Origin of the sequence: Thermocrispum agreste DSM 44070 (assembly GCF_000427905.1) — a bacterium.
Lineage (GTDB): Bacteria > Actinomycetota > Actinomycetes > Mycobacteriales > Pseudonocardiaceae > Thermocrispum > Thermocrispum agreste.
The window spans coordinates 974,537-993,268 of the sequence record NZ_KE386603.1 but is presented as its reverse complement, the minus strand read 5'-3'; the positions used below and the strand labels follow the sequence as shown (position 1 = coordinate 993,268).

At 71.1% G+C, this 18,732-nt stretch carries 19 protein-coding genes; 8 read left to right on the top strand and 11 right to left on the bottom strand.

From position 1 onward, the window contains the following. Window positions 1-129: 129 nt before the first annotated feature. A complete protein-coding gene (locus YWY_RS0114720; protein WP_038045088.1) occupies window positions 130-420 on the top strand; it encodes a hypothetical protein in 291 nt (96 codons plus the stop codon). 2 nt (window positions 421-422) lie between these two features. Beyond that, window positions 423-848 (top strand): peptide-methionine (R)-S-oxide reductase MsrB, encoded by a 426-nt coding sequence (msrB, locus tag YWY_RS0114715; protein WP_028848234.1) that lies wholly within the window; start codon window positions 423-425, stop codon window positions 846-848. Between the two features lie 171 nt (window positions 849-1,019). Here msrB and hemQ read toward each other — a convergent pair whose 3' ends face one another. From hemQ to hemE, 3 genes are read right to left on the bottom strand one after another with little or no spacing between them, the layout of a single operon-like run. Then, entirely contained in the window at window positions 1,020-1,724 is a 705-nt protein-coding gene (gene hemQ, locus YWY_RS0114710; protein WP_028848233.1) for a hydrogen peroxide-dependent heme synthase, read from the bottom strand. Window positions 1,725-1,728: 4 nt separating this feature from the next. Beyond that, complete coding sequence (hemG, locus tag YWY_RS0114705) at window positions 1,729-3,126, bottom strand: protoporphyrinogen oxidase (protein WP_245566681.1); 1,398 nt, start codon at window positions 3,124-3,126, stop codon at window positions 1,729-1,731. Between the two features lie 4 nt (window positions 3,127-3,130). Further along, window positions 3,131-4,210 carry a uroporphyrinogen decarboxylase gene (hemE, locus tag YWY_RS0114700; protein WP_051310295.1) on the bottom strand — a complete coding sequence of 360 codons (1,080 nt, stop codon included), beginning with the start codon at window positions 4,208-4,210 and terminating at the stop codon, window positions 3,131-3,133. 440 nt (window positions 4,211-4,650) lie between these two features. Here hemE and YWY_RS0114695 point away from each other — a divergent pair, with 440 nt between their 5' ends. The 3 genes from YWY_RS0114695 (at window position 4,651) to YWY_RS0114685 (ending at window position 7,922) form a co-directional block, all read left to right on the top strand. Then, window positions 4,651-5,214: a DUF3000 domain-containing protein gene (locus YWY_RS0114695; RefSeq protein WP_028848230.1), complete on the top strand. Its 564-nt coding sequence runs from the start codon at window positions 4,651-4,653 to the stop codon at window positions 5,212-5,214. Between the two features lie 682 nt (window positions 5,215-5,896). Continuing rightward, window positions 5,897-6,613 (top strand): response regulator, encoded by a 717-nt coding sequence (locus YWY_RS22170; protein ID WP_038045087.1) that lies wholly within the window; start codon window positions 5,897-5,899, stop codon window positions 6,611-6,613. 67 nt (window positions 6,614-6,680) lie between these two features. Continuing rightward, window positions 6,681-7,922 carry a ribonuclease D gene (locus tag YWY_RS0114685; protein ID WP_028848228.1) on the top strand — a complete coding sequence of 414 codons (1,242 nt, stop codon included), beginning with the start codon at window positions 6,681-6,683 and terminating at the stop codon, window positions 7,920-7,922. Between the two features lie 4 nt (window positions 7,923-7,926). Here YWY_RS0114685 and YWY_RS0114680 read toward each other — a convergent pair whose 3' ends face one another. From YWY_RS0114680 to YWY_RS0114660, 5 genes are all read right to left on the bottom strand, one after another. Then, window positions 7,927-9,057 carry a sensor histidine kinase gene (locus tag YWY_RS0114680; RefSeq protein WP_028848227.1) on the bottom strand — a complete coding sequence of 377 codons (1,131 nt, stop codon included), beginning with the start codon at window positions 9,055-9,057 and terminating at the stop codon, window positions 7,927-7,929. Window positions 9,058-9,067: 10 nt separating this feature from the next. After that, on the bottom strand, window positions 9,068-9,745 hold the full coding sequence (locus YWY_RS0114675) for a response regulator transcription factor (RefSeq protein ID WP_028848226.1): 678 nt from the start codon (window positions 9,743-9,745) through the stop codon (window positions 9,068-9,070). 68 nt (window positions 9,746-9,813) lie between these two features. Continuing rightward, window positions 9,814-11,712: a 1-deoxy-D-xylulose-5-phosphate synthase gene (gene dxs / locus YWY_RS0114670; protein ID WP_028848225.1), complete on the bottom strand. Its 1,899-nt coding sequence runs from the start codon at window positions 11,710-11,712 to the stop codon at window positions 9,814-9,816. Window positions 11,713-11,833: 121 nt separating this feature from the next. After that, the gene (locus tag YWY_RS0114665) at window positions 11,834-13,042 is read right to left on the bottom strand and encodes a class I SAM-dependent RNA methyltransferase (RefSeq protein ID WP_028848224.1); all 1,209 of its coding nucleotides are present in this window, start codon (window positions 13,040-13,042) and stop codon (window positions 11,834-11,836) included. A gap of 92 nt (window positions 13,043-13,134) precedes the next feature. Continuing rightward, a complete protein-coding gene (locus tag YWY_RS0114660) occupies window positions 13,135-13,944 on the bottom strand; it encodes a DUF3159 domain-containing protein (protein WP_425426133.1) in 810 nt (269 codons plus the stop codon). Window positions 13,945-14,110: 166 nt separating this feature from the next. Here YWY_RS0114660 and YWY_RS22165 point away from each other — a divergent pair, with 166 nt between their 5' ends. Next, window positions 14,111-14,839, top strand: a complete 729-nt coding sequence (locus YWY_RS22165; RefSeq protein WP_038045086.1) for an alpha/beta fold hydrolase — start codon at window positions 14,111-14,113, stop codon at window positions 14,837-14,839. Here YWY_RS22165 and YWY_RS0114650 read toward each other — a convergent pair. Continuing rightward, window positions 14,830-15,498, bottom strand: a complete 669-nt coding sequence (locus tag YWY_RS0114650; RefSeq protein WP_425426132.1) for a DUF3710 domain-containing protein — start codon at window positions 15,496-15,498, stop codon at window positions 14,830-14,832. The genes YWY_RS22165 and YWY_RS0114650 overlap by 10 nt on opposite strands. 3 nt (window positions 15,499-15,501) lie before the next feature. Further along, on the bottom strand, window positions 15,502-16,029 hold the full coding sequence (dut, locus tag YWY_RS22160; RefSeq protein ID WP_051310242.1) for a dUTP diphosphatase: 528 nt from the start codon (window positions 16,027-16,029) through the stop codon (window positions 15,502-15,504). Window positions 16,030-16,087: 58 nt separating this feature from the next. Between dut and YWY_RS0114640 the strand changes: the two genes are divergently transcribed. Next, on the top strand, window positions 16,088-16,633 hold the full coding sequence (locus YWY_RS0114640; protein ID WP_084609266.1) for a DUF3093 domain-containing protein: 546 nt from the start codon (window positions 16,088-16,090) through the stop codon (window positions 16,631-16,633). A gap of 441 nt (window positions 16,634-17,074) precedes the next feature. On the opposite strand, the gene YWY_RS0114635 is transcribed toward YWY_RS0114640, so the two are convergent. Then, window positions 17,075-17,383: a DUF4193 domain-containing protein gene (locus YWY_RS0114635; protein WP_028848220.1), complete on the bottom strand. Its 309-nt coding sequence runs from the start codon at window positions 17,381-17,383 to the stop codon at window positions 17,075-17,077. 473 nt (window positions 17,384-17,856) lie between these two features. On the opposite strand from YWY_RS0114635, the gene cei reads away from it, so the two are divergent. Beyond that, a complete protein-coding gene (gene cei / locus YWY_RS0114630) occupies window positions 17,857-18,534 on the top strand; it encodes an envelope integrity protein Cei (RefSeq protein ID WP_028848219.1) in 678 nt (225 codons plus the stop codon). Window positions 18,535-18,732 lie beyond the last annotated feature (198 nt).

Genomic DNA, 18,732 nt, shown 5'->3' with positions numbered 1-18,732 from the left:
CCCCCACACCCAACCGGCACACACCAGACCAGCAGCCCGCCAGTGCTGGCACCGTCGCGCCGGGCACGCCCCAGAGCAAGCCGATCGCCGGCCATCGACGGCACGGTCGAGCTGACATACCGTGGTGACATGACCTCCCGCATGCCCGAGGGCCCCGACGCCCGGTTCCACGACGACCTGATCGGCCTGGATCCGGACGACCCGGAAGCGCGGGCCTTCGCCGAGCACCTGCACCGGATGGAACACACCGGTCCCCGGTTCACCGTGGAGGGCGCGCTGGACGGCATCGCCGAGTTCGCCGAATCGAGCAACCGCGTCCGCGGCCACTACCGGGCGATGGCCGTGCTGGTGGTGTCGTTGATCCTGCTCGGCGTCGCGGTGAGCGTGTGGGACACGATCAGCGGATTCTTGGGATGGTAGGTATGAAGCCAGTCGTCGGCGCCACGCCGAAAGTGGTCAAGTCCGAGATCGAGTGGCGGCAGGAACTCAGCCCGGAGGAGTACCACGTGTTGCGCGAAGCGGGCACCGAGCCGCCGTTCACCGGGGAATACGAGAACACCAAGGCCAAAGGCGTCTACACCTGCCGGGCCTGCGGGGCGGAGCTGTTCACCAGCAACGAGAAGTTCGACAGCCACTGCGGCTGGCCGTCGTTCTACGATCCGGCGGATTCCGACGCGGTGCTGCTCAGGGACGACTTCAGCCTGGGCATGAAGCGGGTCGAGGTGCTGTGCGCCAGCTGCCACAGCCACCTTGGCCACGTGTTCACCGGCGAGGGCTACGACACCCCCACCGACAAGCGCTACTGCATCAACTCGATCGCGCTGAAGCTGGTGCCCGAGGAGGAGTGACCACACTCCGCCCGGAGACGCACGGCATGCCGCCAGGCCCGGTGACCTGCGGCGCGGATGCGCCGAGCACCGGGCCCTCATCCGGCGGCCACACGCACGTGCCGGCGCGTGCGGCGCACGCCTTCCCGCGGCCGCAGGCCCGGCCGTCGGCGCGACAGGCGGCCTCGCCGCTCAGGGCAGGGCGGCGACCAGCTCCGGCGGGGCGACCCTGGTGCCGGTGTAGAACGGGATTTCCTCCCGCACGTGCCGCCGGGCACGGGCCCCGCGCAACGTGCGCATGAGGTCGACGATGCGGTGCAGCTCGTCTGCCTCGAAAGCCAGCAGCCACTCGTAGTCGCCGAGGGCGAACGACGCCACCGTGTTGGCCCGCACGTCCGGGTAGTCGCGGGCCATCATGCCGTGCTCGGCCAGCAGCTCCTTGCGCTCCTGCTCCGGCAGCAGGTACCACTCGTACGATCGCACGAACGGGTACACGCACAGGTACTTGCGAGGCTGCTCACCGGCCAGGAACGCCGGGATGTGGCTCTTGTTGAACTCCGCGGGCCGGTGCAGGCCGACCTGACTCCACACCGGAACGCTGGCGCGGCCGAGCGCGGTCTGCCGGAAGCCGCTGTAGGCCGCCTGCAGCTGCTCGATCTCCTCGGCGTGCCACCACACCATGTAGTCGGCGTCGGCACGCATGCCTGCCAGGTCGTAGACGCCACGCACCGTGACGCCCTTGCCCTCCAGGCTCTCCAGGTACTGCTGGGTCTCGTCGGCGGTGGGCCCGCGATCCTCGCCAAGCGCGCCCTGCTGGACGCGGAAGACCGACCACATCGTGTATCGAATGGTCTCGTTGAGCTCGCGGATCCGGGCTGCGTCGGGTTTGGCGGTCATGTCATCAGTGTGGCACTGTGACCTGGCTCGCCAGGCGCCGGGCAGCGGCATCGGCGGTGGCGATGCACGCCGGGATGCCCACCCCGTCCAGCAGCGCGCCCGCCACCTCCAGCCGTGGCAGGCCGGCCACCGCCTTGTCGATCGCAGCGACGCATTCGCCGTGCTCGGGGCCGTAGCACGGCAGCCCGCCGCCCCACCGCTGGACGTGCACGTCGATCGGCTCGACGGTCACGCCTGCCAGGTCGGCCACGTCGGCCAGCACTCCCTCGATCAGCGCGTCGTCGGTCATCCGCAGCTGCTCGGCCTGCCCGAACCGACCTACCGACGCACGCATGATCACCCCGGCGGCGCCGATGTGCGGCCACTTGCGGCTGGTGAACGTCATCGCCTTGCTCAGCACCGCGGACCCGTCGGAGCGGCGCTGGCCTTCCTCGATCAGCAACCCGCTGCTTTCCGGAAGCTCGGTGCCGGGCGGGAACGCCACGGTGACCACGGCCATCGAGGCCAGCTCGACGCGGCCGTAGGCGTCGGCGGCCTCGGGCGAGCACCCGGCCAGCAGCCGACGCGCCGCGGGAGCGGGCACGGCCAGGATCACCCCGTCCACCGACCGGGTCTCCGCCGCGGTCACCTGCCAGCCCGCGGCCGTGCAGCGCAGCTCGCGCACCGGTGTGCCCAGCTCCACCCGGGCGTCGGCCACGTGTGCCGCCCGTTCGGCCACCTGCTGCAATCCGCCCCGCAAGGTGCCGAACACGGGCGATCCTCCCCCCGCTTGCGGTGGTGGCAGCAGGCCGGCGGCAGCGGCGGTGATCGAACCCGCGCCATTCTCGAGCGCCTTCGCCAGGGCAGGCAACACGGCACGCAGTCCCAGATCGTCCGCCCGTGCACCGTAGACGCCACCCAGCAGCGGGCTCACCAGCCGGTCGACCAGCTCGTCGCCCAGCCGTTGCCGCAACAGCCGACCGAGGGACACGTCGTGCGCGGGCAGCCGCACCGGGGGCAACGTGCGCTCGGCGGCGACTTGCTCGACCCCCTTCGCGGACAGCACGCCGTCGACCTCGGCGGCGTCGCCGGGGATTCCCATAAACGTCCGCCGCGGCAAGGCGACCGTACGGCCACTTGCCCGTACGCTCGGACTGGCCGGGCCGGCATGCACCACCTCGTCCTGCAGTCCCAGCTCGGCGACCAGTTCGACGGCCTCCGGCCTGCGCAGCAGAAACGCTTCCGCGCCGACGTCGACGGGAACACCGGCCACCTCGACGGTGCGCAGCTTCCCGCCCAGGCGCGTGGTCGACTCGTACACGGTGATCGATGCCGCGGGGCCGAGCAGCTTGCGCAGCCGCACCGCCGCAGTGAGCCCCGAGATTCCCCCGCCGACGACCGCGATCTCCACCGGGCTGCTCACCTCGTCACGGGGTCAGTCCGTGTACCAGCTCGACGATTCTGGTGAGCACGGCCGGGTCGGTGGCGGGCAGCACGCCGTGCCCGAGGTTCACGATGTGGCCTGCCGCCGCACGGCCCTCGGCCACGATGCGCCGCACCTCGGCCTCGACCACCGGCCAGTCGGCGAGCAGCACCGCGGGGTCGAGGTTGCCCTGCACCACCGGAAGCGGCCGGCCGTTCGCGGTGAGCCGTTCGATCGCGGTGGTCAGCGAGATGCGCCAGTCCACTCCGATCACGTCGGCGCCGGCATCCCGCATGGCGGGCAGCAGCTCCGACGTCCCCACCCCGAAGTGGATGCGCGGCACGCCCGCCTGCTCGACAGCCGCGAGAACCTTCGCCGAGTGCGGCTGCACGAAGCGGCGGTAGTCCCGTTCGGCCAGCGCCCCGGCCCAGGAATCGAACAGCTGGATCGCGTCCACCCCGGCGGCCAGCTGGGCCTGCAGGAAAGTGATCGTGATGTCGGCGAGCTTGTCCAGCAGGGCGTGCCACGTCTGCGGGTCGGAGTGCATCAGCGCCTTGGTGTGCTCGTGGTTGCGGCTGGGCCCGCCCTCGATCAGGTACGAGGCGAGCGTGAACGGCGCCCCGGCGAACCCGATGAGTGGCGTGCTGCCGAGTTCGGCGACCAGCAGGCGCACCGCCTGGTGCACCGCGTCGACCTGATCAGGCTCCAGCAGCGGGAGCGACCGCACGCCTGCGCGGTCGCGCACCGGGTGGTCGACGACCGGGCCGATGCCCGGCTTGATGTCCACTCCGATACCCGCAGCCTTCAACGGCACCACGATGTCGCTGAACAGAATGGCCGCGTCGACGCCGTGCCTGCGTACCGGCTGCAGGGTGATCTCGGTGATCATCCCGGGGTCGAAGCAGGCGGTGAGCATCGGCACGCTGCCGCGTACCCGCCGGTACTCGGGAAGGCTGCGGCCGGCTTGACGCATGAACCACACCGGCAGCCGGCTCGGGGTACCGCCGCGCGCGGCCACCAGGAACGGCGCCGTCGACAGTTCTCGACGGACGATGTCCCCCCGCAGGGATTCGGCAACACGCACGGCGCTCTCCTCGACCAGTGGCTCGGCCTCGATGATCCCACGGCATCGGCCGCGATCCGTGCCCGGTACCCGTACCAGTGGCTTGGTACACCTTCGGGCGTCCTGCCGCGCGCCAGCCACGCAAAGCTCGCCACCCCACCCGACGGCACGGCCTCCCCCGCTCTGCTCGACAGTTGCGAAACCGAACGCCGCCCCGTCGACGGCCCATACCGTGGCCGATGCATGATGCACCGACCCCGCGCGCCGTCGGCGAGGCGGTACTCCGATCGGACGCGCGCCGTGCGCCGGGTAAACGCACGATCATCCGCCTGGACGGGCGTACGGCGACCGCAGCGCGGCGGCCGATCGGGCGATCGCGCTGCACGACCCACCACACCCGGGCGAGATTGTCGGCGTGCCTACGGGCTCGGCAAGCGTTTTCCGGCATACAGTCGTCCCCGATGACCGCGATGACGCACGCCCCCGAGGTGTTCCGGGCGGCCGTGGACGCACTGCGCCAGGTGCGACCGCGCCCGGAGCTCGTCCTCGAGCCGGTCCGGCCACCTCGGCGGCTCGCTCCGTGGTCCTACGCGCTCAGTTGCGAGGCGACCGGGCCGGCCGACGTGGTGGCCTCCGGCCGTCTGGTGCTGCTGCACGACCCGGACGGTCCCGAGCCGTGGCACGGCGTGCTGCGGCTGGTCGGCTACGTCACCGCGGAAATCGATCCGGAGCTGGCGGGCGATCCCCTGCTGCTGTCGGTCGGCTGGTCCTGGCTGACCGACGCACTGGAGGCGACGGCGGCCGAGTACACCGCGCTCGGCGGCACGGTGACCGCCACGTCCTCGGCCCGCTTCGGCGACATCTCCGGCCCGGCCCGCACCGACGACCTGGAACTGCGCGCATCGTGGACGCCGAAGACACCCGACCTTCGGCCGCACGGCGAGGCGTTCTGCCGCGTGATGGCCAGTGTCGTGGGCCTGCCACCCGTCGGTGTCACGCTCTTCGGCCAGCGGCACGGTTCCTGACCCCACTGCCCGGGGCCGCCGGAAAGCCGACGGCCTGCGTTGCGGCTGCCCTGAGTGGCCCGCGACGGCACGTCGAGCCGGCTGCGCACGCGTGTCCGGCCCTCCCCCCCAAGGTAAGCCGGAACCAGGCCTTGAACGCCGTCTGCACATCGCTGCGGTGACCACCGCGGGGGACGGACGAGCCGTTCCACCACTTGCCGTAACGCGGAATCTGCGACCGATCCCGGCGACGCTGTGTCAGCACCGGAGCCGGCGCGAGCCGTCACAGCCGACCCCGGCGTCACCGGCCAACCGAAGATACTGGAAAATTGGGGCCGAATCGGAATGCGCCAGAGGCTGTGATACGGCCGATGGGAGGCTGCGGGCGTGCACCGCTCGGCCGCCGACCGCTCGTCTGCTCGCAACAACCACTCACCGTGCCGAGCGAACCGTTAACTGATGTTCATCGCTTTGGACGAGTGCCGCGTTACTGCCTTCGCCATTAGTAGTCCGATCGTGTGAATCACACCACTCTGAGTAGTCAACAGAACGAAATACTTACCCATTTGATCGCCCCACTGACCCTGTCAGGCGGCTAGAGTGCGTCACACGACACCACTTTCGGCTCAAAGCTGGCGCGGCTGAACGGCCGAAAGTGCCGGTGCCGGTCGGGGGGCACGACCGACTCCAGGGAGGTAGTGACGTGGCTACCGTCGGCTTCAATCAGGCCGCTCGTTCCACGCCCGCTGGCAGCTTGCCAGCAAGCATGGTTCCGCATCCGCGGGAGGAGCTTTTCTCCGTGCTGGTGGTCGACGACCACCCGCTGCTGAGGGAAGCGATCGCCGCTCGGCTCGCACAGATGGGTGCGGGCACCGTTCACGAGGCTGCCACCATCGCCGAAGCGAGGATGAGGGCAGCGGCCACCGGGCCGTGCGACCTCGCCATCCTCGACCTCGGCCTGCCGGATGGCAGCGGCATCGAGCTGGTGTCCGAACTACGCAGCAACGGCTGGCCTCGGGTGGTCGTGCTGGCGTCGTCGGACGACCCGTACGCCGTGCGGGCCGCATTCCAGGCCGGTGCGCAGGCGTACCTGCTCAAGTCGGCGTCACCGATGGCGGTGACCGACGGCGTGCGCAGGGTGCTCGAGGGAGGCGTGTACGCCGACCCGGGCGTCGCTCCGGTACTGGCCACCGGGACGCGGGTCCCCGGCACCGACAACACCCCGCGCGAGCTGTCCTCGCGTGAGGTGCAGGTGCTCCAGCTCGTCGCGGACGGCCAGTCCAACAAGGAAATCGGTGAAGCGCTGAACCTGTCCGCGCTGACGGTGAAGTCCCACCTGTCGCGGATCGGGCGCAAGCTCGGCACCGGTGACCGGGCCCAGATGGTCGCACTGGCCATGCGGGCGGGGGTCATCCGCTGACCATCGTGATCGACGTGACGGCCGGACCCTACGCCGACGGGGCACTGTCGGCGTAGGGTTGCGGGCCGTGAACGACACACGCTCCGCAGCCGACCAGCCCTCCACCGACGCGATCCTGCTGCGGCAGCCCCGGGACGGCGTTCCCGACGTGGTCGAGGACGAGGAAGCGCTGGCGCGCGCTTGTGCCGCGCTGGCCGGGGGCACCGGAGCGATCGCGGTGGACACCGAACGCGCGTCGGGCTACCGCTACTGGCCGAAGGCGTATCTGATCCAGCTGCGGCGCGACGGCGCGGGCACACACCTGATCGATCCGATCGCACTGGCCGGCAAGCTGGAGCCACTGCGCGCGGTGCTCAACGACTGCGAGTGGGTGCTGCACGCCGCGTCGCAGGACCTGCCGTGCCTGACCGAACTCGGGCTTCGCCCGCCGAAGTTGTTCGACACCGAGCTGGCCGCGCGCCTGGCCGGGTACCAGCGGGTCGGCCTGGGCACCATGGTGGAGCAGCTGCTCGGGTACCGTCTGGAAAAGGGGCACGGCGCGGCCGACTGGTCCACCCGCCCGCTGCCGCAGGCATGGCTGAGCTACGCCGCGCTGGATGTGGAACTGCTGCTGCCGCTGCGGGACAAGCTCGCCACCGAACTGGCCGGCCAGGGCAAGCTGGACTGGGCCGAACAGGAGTTCGCCGCGGTCCTGGCCGCTCCCCCGCCTGCACCGCACCCGGAGCCGTGGCGGCGCACCTCCGGCATCCACAAGATCCGCTCCCCCCGTGCGCTGGCCGTGGTGCGCGCCCTGTGGCAAGCCCGCGACGAACTCGCCCGCAACCGTGACCGGGCGCCGAACCGGATCCTGCCGGACAAGGCCATCGTGGCCGCCGCGCTGAGCAACCCCAGGACCGTCGACGAGCTCAGGGCGCTGGACGTGTTCGGAGGCAAACGGCAACGTTCGCTGTCGACGCTGTGGATGCGGCACATCGAACAGGCCCGCCGACTGCCCCCGGACGAGCTGCCGAACCCCAGCCAGCCCAGCGAGGGCCCGCCACCGCCGAGCCGCTGGGCCGATCGGCACCCGGAAGCGGCCGCCCGGCTGACCGCGGCACGCTCGGCGCTGGCGGAACTGTCCGAGCAGCACCGGGTACCGGTGGAGAACCTGCTGTTGCCGGAACTGGTCCGCAGGCTGTGCTGGGAGCCGCCCGCGGAAACCGACGCGGACTCGATCGCCCGGCTGCTCACCGGCTGGGGCGCCCGCCCGTGGCAGGTGGAGCTCACCGCCCTGCCGCTGAGCCGGGCGTTACGGGCGAAGACGGACTGAGCGGCTACGTACTGGGCACGATCACGGTGACGGCCAGACCCCCGCCGTCCACCGGCTCTGCGCGCACCGTGCCGCCATGCGCCTCCACCGCGGCGCGGACGATGGACAGGCCCAGCCCCGCACCGGACCGGGCCACTCGCCCTGCCCCGCGGTGGAACGGCTGAAACAGCTCGGGCACCGAGGCCGGATCGACCGTGCGCCCGGACGAGCGCACCACCAGCTGCGCCGACGTGGCGTCCGCCGTGGTGTGCACGGTGATCCATCCGCCGTCGACGTTGTGCCGCACGGCGTTCTCCAGCAGGTTGCCCGCCACGCGCTCCAGCAATGCCGGGTCACCCATGGTCGGCGCCGGGGCGATGGCCATGTCGACGCGCAGGCCACGTTCCTCGGCTTCCGGCCGCACGGCTTCCCATGCACTGCGCACGACCGCGGCCAGATCGACCGGCTCCCTGGCGGACACGCCGGCCGCGTCGGTCTTCGCCAGCAGCAACAACGCACTGACCAGCCGTTCCGCGCGCTGCGCTGCTGCCCGCACCACCTCGGCCATGCGGCGGTACTCGGCCTCGTCGGCATCCGGGTCGGAGAGCGTGACGTCGAGCTCGGTGCGGATCACCGTCAACGGGGTGCGCAGCTCGTGCGAAGCGTTGGCCACGAAGCGGCGCTGCGAGTCGAACGCGTGCGCCAGCCGGTCCAGCATCTCGTCGATCGTCTCGGCCAGCCGCGCCAGCTCGTCCCGCGGCCGCAACGGGCCGATGCGCTCGTGCAACGACTCCGCGGACAGGCGGCGCGCGGTGGCCGTGATCTCGGCCAGCGGCCGGAGCACCCGCGTGGTCAGGGCCCACGCCAGGATGCCGGCGGCCAGCACGACGCAGCCGAACGCGATGATGCCCGCCACCACGACCTTGTTCTGCGCCTGCTGCTGCAGATGGGCCGTGAGCGCCGACGCGTCGACGAGGGCGTCGTCGACACGCACCTTGGTGCCCGGTGGAAGCTGCGGGACCGTGGCCGCCGCGTCGCGCACCAGCAGCCAGGCCAGCACCAGCAGCACGACGCTGACCGCGGCGGTGAGCAGCACGGCCAGCAGGGTGAAGCGCCCCCGCAACCCGCGCAGGTGCGCCACCGCTCGCTTGACGATCACGACAAGATCACTGGGACACGGTACCGGCCTCGGGTATCCGGTAGCCCGCCCCCACCACGGTGTCGATGATCCCCGGCTCGCCCAGCTTCTTGCGCAACGTCATCACGGTGACCCGCACCGTCGTGGTGAACGGATCGGCATTCTCGTCCCACACCCGTTCCAGCAGCTCCTCGCTGGACACCACCGAGCCGCCGGCGGCCATCAGCACCTCGAGCACCCCGAACTCCTTGCGGGTCAGCTCGATCGGCCCGCTGGCCCGCGTGACGGTGCGCTTGGCGCGATCCAGCCTGACGTCCCGCGCAACCAGCACCGGCGGCGTCGGCGGGGTGGCCCGGCGGGCCAGCGCACGCACCCGCGCGACCAGCTCGGGAAAGGCGAACGGCTTGGCCAGGTAGTCGTCCGCGCCACGGGACAAGCCGTCGACCCGGTCCTCCACGGTGCCGCTCGCCGTCAGCATGAGCACGCGGGTGAGCTCGCCGGAGTTGATGATCTCCTCGCACAGCTGGTCGCCGTGCATACCGGGCAGGTCACGATCCAGCACGACCACGTCGTAGCGCGTGATCATGGCCTTCTCGTGCCCCTCGTCACCGGTCAACGCCACGTCGACCGCCATGCCTTCCCGGCGCAGGCCGCGGGCGACCGCCTGCGCGAGAGGTTCCTCGTCCTCGACTACCAGAACTCGCACGTCTTCACCGTGCCACAACTGACTGCACAGATGGCTGAGAAGAAGCTGAAACCCGCCTCGGCGTGGCGCTAGCGCCGCTCGGCGGCCTCCGCGACACCGGCCTCCGACAGCGACGACGCCCACCCGGTCACCTGGCGCGCCACGTCCTGCGCGGTCAGCCCCAGGCCGGCGAGCACTTCGCCACGGCTGCCGTGCTCGTGGAACCGCTGCGGCACCGCAAGATCCCGCAGCGGCACGTCGCACTGGTGGTCGCGCAGCACCGCGGCCAGCGCGGAGCCGAAGCCGCCGTGCCTGCCGCCGTCCTCGACGGTGACCACCAGCCGGTGCCGCTTGGCCAACGCGACCAGCTCCTCCGGCACCGGCAGCACCCAGCGCGGGTCCACCACGGTGACTCCGATGCCCTGGTCGTCCAGCTTCGCCGCGGCTTGCACGCCCAGTTCGCCGAACGCCCCGACGGCCACCAGCAGCACGTCGGCGTCCGCGCCGCCGGCGGGCGTGCGCAGGATGTCCACGGTGCCCATGCGCCGCTCGGCAGGAATCGGCGCGCCGACGCTGCCCCGGGAGAACCGCACGGCGGTCGGCCCGTCGGTGACGGCGACCGCTTCGCGCAGCTCCTCGCGCAACGTCGCCTCGTCACGCGGGGCGGCCACCCGCATGCCCGGGACCACGCCCAGCAGGGACAGGTCCCACATCCCGTGGTGGCTCGGGCCGTCCGGGCCGGTGATGCCCGCCCGGTCCAGGACGAACGTGACGCCGAGGCGGTGCAGCGCGACGTCCATGAGCACCTGGTCGAACGCCCGGTTGAGGAACGTCGCGTAGATCGCCACCACCGGGTGCAGACCGCCCATCGCCAGGCCCGCGGCGGACGTCACCGCGTGCTGCTCGGCGATGCCCACGTCGAAGACCCGCTCCGGGTACTTCCCGGCGAACTTGTGCAAGCCGGTGGAGTGCAGCATGGCCGCGGTGATGGCCACCAGGTCGGGGCGTTCGTCGGCCAGCGCGGCCAGCTCGTCGGCGAACACCGCCGTCCAGCTCTTGCCCTTCCTGGCCGAGCCCGACGACGCGGGCGCGGTCTGGTGCATCTGGTCGATCTCGTCGTTGACCGCCGGCGGGTAGCCGTGGCCCTTCTCGGTGACCACGTGCACGATCACCGGGCCACCGAACGCCTTCGCCTTGCGCAGCGCCGACTCCAGCTGCGCGATGTCGTGCCCGTCGACCGGGCCGAGGTACTTCAGCTTCAGGTCGGAGAACATCGCCTGCGGGCTCAGCGCGTCCTTCAACCCGGCCTTGGCCGCGTGCGCGGCCGCGTACAGCGGCTTCCCCACCACCGGGGTGTGCCGCAGCATGTCCTTGCCGCGCTGCAGCACCTTCTCGTAGGACGGCTGCAGCCGCAGCGACGCCAGGTGCTCGGCGAACCCGCCGAAGGTCGGCAGGTAGGAGCGGCCGTTGTCGTTGACCACGATGACCACCGGACGCTGGGCAGCGGCGATGTTGTTCAGCGCCTCCCAGCACATGCCACCGGTCAGCGCACCGTCGCCGACGACGGCCACCACGCACCGCTGCTCGCCGCGCAACTCGAAAGCCTTGGACAGCCCGTCGGCATAGGACAGCGCGGTGGAGGCGTGGCTGTTCTCGACGAAGTCGTGCTCGCTTTCCGCCCGCGACGGATAGCCGCTGACCCCGCCGCGCTGGCGGAGCAGGTCGAAGCCCTTCTGCCTGCCGGTGACGATCTTGTGCACGTAGCTTTGATGGCCGACGTCCCACAGCAGCGGCTCGTGCGGTGAGTCGAACACCCGGTGCAGCGCCAAGGTGAGCTCGACGACCCCCAGGTTCGGCCCGAGATGCCCGCCGGCCTGGCACACCTTCTCCACCAGGAACGTGCGGATCTCCGCGGCCAGCGCGGCCAGCTCGACCTGACTCATCCGCTTCAGGTCGCCCGGTCCGCGAACCTGGTCCAGCAGCGTCATGTCCCACCTCGCCTCGTCGCGCCGACCACCGGGATCCGGCGGATCCGCCCGGCCCCGGCAGTTCCTGCCAGTGTAGAGATGCCCGGATGCCCGGACGGGCACCACGCTACCCGCCCGATGATCAACTCGCGGTGAGCAGTGCGATGCACTCCACGTGGTGCGTCATCGGGAACGCGTCGAATGCCCGCAGGTCAGCGAGCCGATACCCGGCCTCGGTGAACGTCGCCACGTCCCGCGCCAAGGCGGCAGGATCACACGCGACGTACACCACACGGGCCGGCCGACGCTCGGCGATAGCCCGAGCCACCTCGACCCCCGCCCCCTTGCGTGGCGGATCGAGCACCACAACCTGGGGATCGCCGGCCTCGGTCTGCACCATCCGCTCGACCCGCTCCGCACGCCACCGGACATGCGGCAGGTCGGACAGGTTGCGCTCGCCGTCAGCGACCGCGGAGCGGGAAGACTCCACGGCCAGCACGCTCCCCTGCTCCCCGACCTGCTCGGCCAGCACCGACGCGAAAAGCCCGACCCCCGCGTACAGGTCCCACGCGTGCGACCCGGGCTCTGCCTGCGCGTACTCGGCCACCACGCGGGCGTAGGTGTCCGCGGCGGCCGGGTGCGCCTGCCAGAAGCCGTGCGCCGCCAGCTGCCAGTCCCGCCCGGCCGCGTGCTCACGCGCCCGGCCACCGGCCAGCTGCCGACGCCGCGTCCGGCCGCGCACCTGCTCGATCACCTGCACGTGGACCTGAGCGTCACCGTCCGCGGTGACCTCGACCTCGGCACGTGGACGCCACTTGCGCGCCAGTACGCCGTCCAGCATCTCCGGCACCGCGATCGGGCACCCGAAGCCCTGCAGCGGCACCACCGTGTGGCTGCGATGCGCACGGAGCCCGGCCTTGCCGTTCCTGCCGACGGCCAGCCGCACCCGGCTCCGCCAGCCCAGCGGGGCCGGCTCCAGCGGTTCCACCACGACGTCGGTGTCGATGCCGGCGAGCCGGTGCAGCTGTTCGGCCACCACCGCAGCTTTCAGCTCGCGCTGCAGCGACGGTGCGGCGTGCTGCCAGTCGCACCCGCCGCACCCACCGGGCACGGCAAGCGGGCACGGCGGGGTGACCCGACGATCGTCGGCACGCACGATCTCCAGCGCATCGGCGCGGCAGAACGACTTGTGCCGGTCCTCGGTCACCTCGGCAACGACCCGTTCCCCGGGCAGGGCGTGCCGCACGAAGACCACCCGGCCGTCGTGGCGGGCGACGCAATGGCCCCCGTGCGCGACCGGCCCCACCTCGAGCTCCAGCTGCCTGCCGGTCCAGTCTTCTCGCTCAGTCATCGGCTTTCGGTTTCACCCGCCCACCAGCCGCCGGGGGCGGTGTGGACGAAAGCACACCCCACGGGCGAAGGCGCGGGCCGGTACGGTCGTCGTCACGCGTGTCCCGGTTCGGACTGCGCGGGCGTCTCGCCGTAGCGAGCACGCAGTTCCGCTTCGATCTTCTCCTCGGCGCGCCGTTCGGCTTCGATCGCCGCCGCCAGCCGCTTGTCCGAGCGCCGGATGGCCCACACGATCACCACCAGCGCCGCCGCGAACAGCGGGAAGCCCATGCCGATCTTGGCCACCGCCAGCCAGCCGGTCAGGTCCTCCTCGTACAGCCACCGCTGCACCACGAACCGCGATCCGAACACCGCGGCCAACGCCAGCGTGGCGATGTCGTAGTCGCGCAGCGACCTGCGGTCCTTCCGCCACCTGGTGCCCGCGCCGTTGACGAAGTTCCAGAACACGCCGACCAGCGGCCACCGGATCAGCACCGACAGCACCGTCCCGCCGCAGTAGACCAGGCTCTGCCAGATGCCGAACAGGAAGAACCCCTTGGCCGTCCCGGTGCGGTAGGCGATGTAGGCGGCGATGGCCACCCCGAACAGGCCAGAGACGGCAGGCTGCAGCGACTCCTTGCGGACCAGCCGCACGACCGTGATGGCCACCGCGCTGCCGACCGCGCACCAGATGGCGGTCATCAGCCCCCACAGCGAGTTGGCCAGTACGAAGACCACGACCGGCACCGCGGAGTAGATCATCCCCGCCACGCCGCCCATCTGCTCGAACAGGGTCGGCTCGCGCTCGTCCTGCCCGGCGCCCCCGCCCCGCCCGGCCGGCGGCTCGTCCGTCCGGGCGTTCGCCGGTCCCGACCGGTCCGGACGGTTCTGCTTGTCGGGCGTGGCCTCGGGGTCTGCACTCACGGAGATACCTACAAGTCGTCGTCGGTGGTCGCACACAGCACCATGGGCGCGCCTGCCCGGTGCCCCTTCAGGGTACGACCAGGCATGTGGCCGGGTGGTCACCCGTCACCGGAGCATTGCGCACAATAGGCCGATGCCCGTGCCCGAACGATCGTCGTGAGCCTGCATGAGCCAGCCGCCCGCCCGACTCGCCGTGCTGCTTCCCGGCAGCGGATCCGACGAGGTGTTCCTCCGGGAAGCCTTCGGCCCTGCCATGGCTGCCGCAGGCGTCGAGCTGCGGCCGCATCGCCCCGGAGCGCCGGTCGTGACCGACTACTTGAGGGCGCTCGACGCGGCGGCCGAGGAGACCAACGGCAGGCTCTTGGTCGGCGGCGTCTCACTTGGCGCCCATGTCGCCGTGCAATGGGCGGCCAGCCGGCCGGGCGGCTGCACCGGCATTCTCGCCTGCCTGCCCGCCTACATCGGCCGTGATGACTCCGCGCCGGCCGCGCTGGCCGCTCGCACGTCGGCCGACCTGATCCGGGCTTACGGACTTTCCCGTGCGCTCGAGCTTGCCACGCGTGACGTGCCGTATTGGCTCGCCGCGGAGCTGAAGCGCGCGTGGCGCAGGCAAAGCGACGTCCTGCTGGACGGGCTGGGCGCGGCGGCCCGCCATCCCGGTCCTAAGCGCGACGAGCTGGCCAGGGTGGCCGTTCCGGCCGGGCTCGTCGGCTGCGTGGGCGACGCGGTCCACCCGGTGGACGTCGCCCGGCAGTGGCAGGAGCTCATGCCCAAGGCGGCGCTGGTGGAAATCTCCTTCGACCGATTCGGCGGAGACCGGGCGATCCTCGGTCACGCCGCGGTGCGGGCTCTCGCCAAGGCGGCCGCCGACGGCGACGACCCTGCTCAGGCCTGACCGCGTTGCTGGGCGATCGCTTCCGCCATCGCCGGCGGCAGCTTGATCGGCAGCGGGGTGCGCACCGGCATCGGCCCGGATCCGCGCACCACGACGGTTTCCTTCATCAGCGCGCGCAGCTGCGCGGGTGCCCCTTCCGCGACGTGCTTGGGACTCGCGATGACGCCGCGCAGCATCCACCGCGGCCCGTCCACCCCGATGAAGTGCAGCGCCATGTCGCCCATCTTGGCCGACAACTCCTTGCCCCAGTCCCCGGTCAGCGTGCGCACGATCGCCCCGTCCGAGCGCAGCTGCTCGGCCAGCTCGGTGCACACCTCGGACCAGATGCCACTGGATTTCGGCGCGGCGTACGCGCTGATGGTGACCTGGCCGTGCGGCGTCACCACATGCACCGCGCGCACGTGCCCCGATTCCTGGTCCATCTCCACCTGGACCTGGCAGTTGTCCGGCACCGGGATCCGCACCGACCCGAGGTCCATGCGCGGGATGTCGTCCTCAGGTGCCACCTCGACGTCGTACGGGCCCTCCTCCGGGACGAGTTCCTCGTCCTCCTCCTCGGCGGGAAGGGTCTGCCGACCGTACATCGGCTCAGCGTCGTCCGGCAGCGCGTGCCGCCCGCGGCGATGCTGCTTCTTGCGGCGCTTGCGACCGAGCACCACCTGCTACCTCACCTCTCCATTGCCGTCAGCCAGATCCGGGCCGCCGCTTGCGGCCAGACTGCCGCCGCTTGCGGCCAGACTGGCGTGCCCGCCGGTCGACCCGTAGCCGCCGGTGCCCCGTTCGCTCTCGCCCAGCTCGCCTGCCGGGACCTCGACGAACCGTGCCTGCTCCACCTTCTGCACCAGCAGCTGTGCGATGCGGTCCCCCCGGGACAGCGTGATCGGCTCGCGCAGGTCGTGGTTGATCAGGCACACCTTGATCTCCCCGCGGTAACCGGCGTCGATCGTGCCCGGCGTGTTCACCAGCGACAGGCCGACGCGCGCCGCCAGCCCGGAGCGCGGGTGCACCAGCCCGACGTACCCCGGAGGAAGCGCGATCGCGATACCCGTGCCGACCACCGCACGCTCCCCCGGCGGGATGACCACGTCGGTCATCGTCGCCAGGTCGGCGCCCGCGTCGCCCGGCCGGGCGTAGGTGGGAAGCGGAGCATCCGGGTCAAGACGCGTCAGACGGACCTCTACCGATGACACAGACACTCCCTCGACACCACTCCTGCTGCTGGTTCGCCACGACATTACTCTGAACGGCATGGCCGACTCCGCACACACCCCGGGCGAGGAGCAGGCGGTGGCAGCGCGCCGGGCACCGCGGCCCGCAGCGGAGGCGCTGTACTCCGAACGCCTTTACGTCGCCTGGTGGGCATGGCCGTTGCCGCTGGCCGCCGCGGTGCTGATCGCGGCGGAGATCCACATGGGCTTCCCCGCCGTGCCGGTGTGGTTGCCGTACCTGGTGCTCGTGCCGCTGGCGGTGTTCGTCCTGGTGCGGATGAGCATGACCAAGGTGGCGCTGGTGCGGACCGGTCAGGACACCGAGCTGCACGCCGGTGACGCGCGGCTTCCGGTGCGATTCGTCGGCCAGGTCGACGTCGTCGAGAAGGACGCCAAGCGCAAGGCCATGGGCCCGGAGCTGGATCCGGCCGCCTACGTGGTGCACCGTGGCTGGATCGGCACCATGGTCCGGGTCCACCTGACCGACCCGGACGACCCGACGCCGTACTGGTTGTTCAGCACCCGCAAGCCGCACCGGCTGGCCGAGCTGCTGCGTGCGGCGAACCCGGCCGCCGATCCACACTGAGCGGACCCGCGGGCTCGCCGGTGTCACGGAAGCGGAAACCACACCGGCTGACCGGACCGCAGCACGGCGAATCCGGCCATCCGATCCAGCTGAACGGACCCGAGGAATCCCCGGCGCCCCGAAGACTGCGGCCGCACACTGAAGCTCGTCGCAGCCCGTCGTGTCGAGCGCGATGCTGCCCACGTCATCTGCTCTCCGCTCGCTGTGGACGACACAAACGGGAGCAGTCCGGCCACATCCGCCGAACGAGCGCGACTCCGCCGTCCCCGCCCGAGCAGGGTGCAGGGGTGCGGCCTCTGCCCATGCAAGCGTCGCCGAACATGCGACGGTCCCCCGGCCATGTCGGCCGAGGGACCGCCTTCGTTCTTTTTCCGACTAGTTCAGGCCTTGCTCCTTCAGGCCCGCAAGCCAACCGCCGTCACAGCGTTGCCGGGGAGCCTCTCAGGCGCAATCGCGGCAGACCGGCTGCCCGTCGCGCTCCTCGCTCAGCCTGCTGCGGTGGTGCACCAGGAAGCACACCGAACAGGTGAATTCGTCGGCCTGCTTCGGCACCACCTTGACCGTGAGGTCCTCTCCGGACAGCCCGGAAAGGTCGGCACCGGGAAGCTCGAAGCCCTCCGCGGTCGCGTCCTCGTCGACGTCCACCACACCGGACTGAGTCTCGTTGCGGCGCGCCTTCAGCTCCTCCAACGAGTCCTCAGCCAGCTCGTCGGCTTCACTGCGGCGCGGAGCGTCGTAGTCGGTCGCCATGGTTCTCACCCCTGCGCTGCTCGTTCTCTCGTCTGGTTTCGGCGGCAGGCCCGTCCGACGTCGGGTCATGCCCGTGCGCTGGATAACGTTCCAGTACCCGTTTTTGTGCCCGGAGCCCACCAGAAATTTCTTCCTCGACCCCTCCGGAGCCAGCAGAGGGTAGCTCACGCCTGCTCGGCACGGGCAAGGCCACACCCTGTGCTGATAGCCGTGTCACGTCGACATTAGCCCTGGTGGGTGACTACGGAGAGCCGACGTCGATGGTCACGCACCGTGTCGTCGATCAACCGGTGCGGCGTGGTTACACGATCTTCACGTGGTCAACGCCACAATAGGGTCCCAGGCGGGAAAGCGACCGAGATCACGCGGGGGACACGTCGCGGTCGAACCAGCGATCGGTGGCGGTAACGCCTAACCTAAGAACACAGACACTCTGGGTGGGTAGCGGCGATCGGGTGGAAGGAAGCGGACCAGTGCGGTCGGGGATCTCAGGGGGCACCACACGCCCGTACCGAAAGTACCGTCCCCTGCCCGCGCTCATCCTGATCGTCATCCTCGGCGGCGCGTCCGCGCTGATCTGGTTCAAGGTGCTCAACGACAGCGCCAACATCGACGAGGCGATCCGCTGCGAGCCGCCCGCATCGGCCCCGCCGGGCATGATCTACACCTCGCTCAGCCATGACGCGCTGGACCACGTCGACCCGATCCCTCCGGAGGAGGTCCGGGTGCGGGTGCTCAACGCCAGCGGCAAGCGGCGGCAGGCCGCGCTGGTGACCGAGTCGCTGCGCAACATCGGCTTCACCAGGGTCGGCAAGCCCGCCAACGACAAGGCGTACGAGAACCGTGAGAAGCCGGCGTGCCGGGGCCAGATCCGGTTCGGCGAGAACGGCGAGGCCGCCGCGCGCACGCTGAGCCTGATCGACCCGTGCCTGGAACTGGTCAAGGACGAGCGCAAGGGTGCGAGCGTCGACCTGGCCATCGGCGAGGACTTCGTGGACGTGCGGCCGCGCCGGGAGGCGCTGACCGCCCTGGAAGCGCTCAGCCAGTGGGCGGACAAGTATCGCGGCCGGTCCAGCGAGTTGTCGGCGAACGACGACAAACCGCAGCTGAGCAAGGAGCTGCTGGCGGCCGCCCGCAGCGGCCAGTGCTGACCGTCCGCCGGCCCGTACCGTCCGCACCGGCCGGCGGTCCTGCTCACTCGTTCGCCCGGTGATCGCGTCCCTGGCCACAGTCGATCCCGGACGTGTCGTCAGTCCCGTCGGTGCCGTCAGTGCCGTCAGTGCCGTCGAGGCCGCGCAGTCACCCGGCACCGGAGATCCCGGCTGCGCCGCGGAGGGACCCCGGTGCCA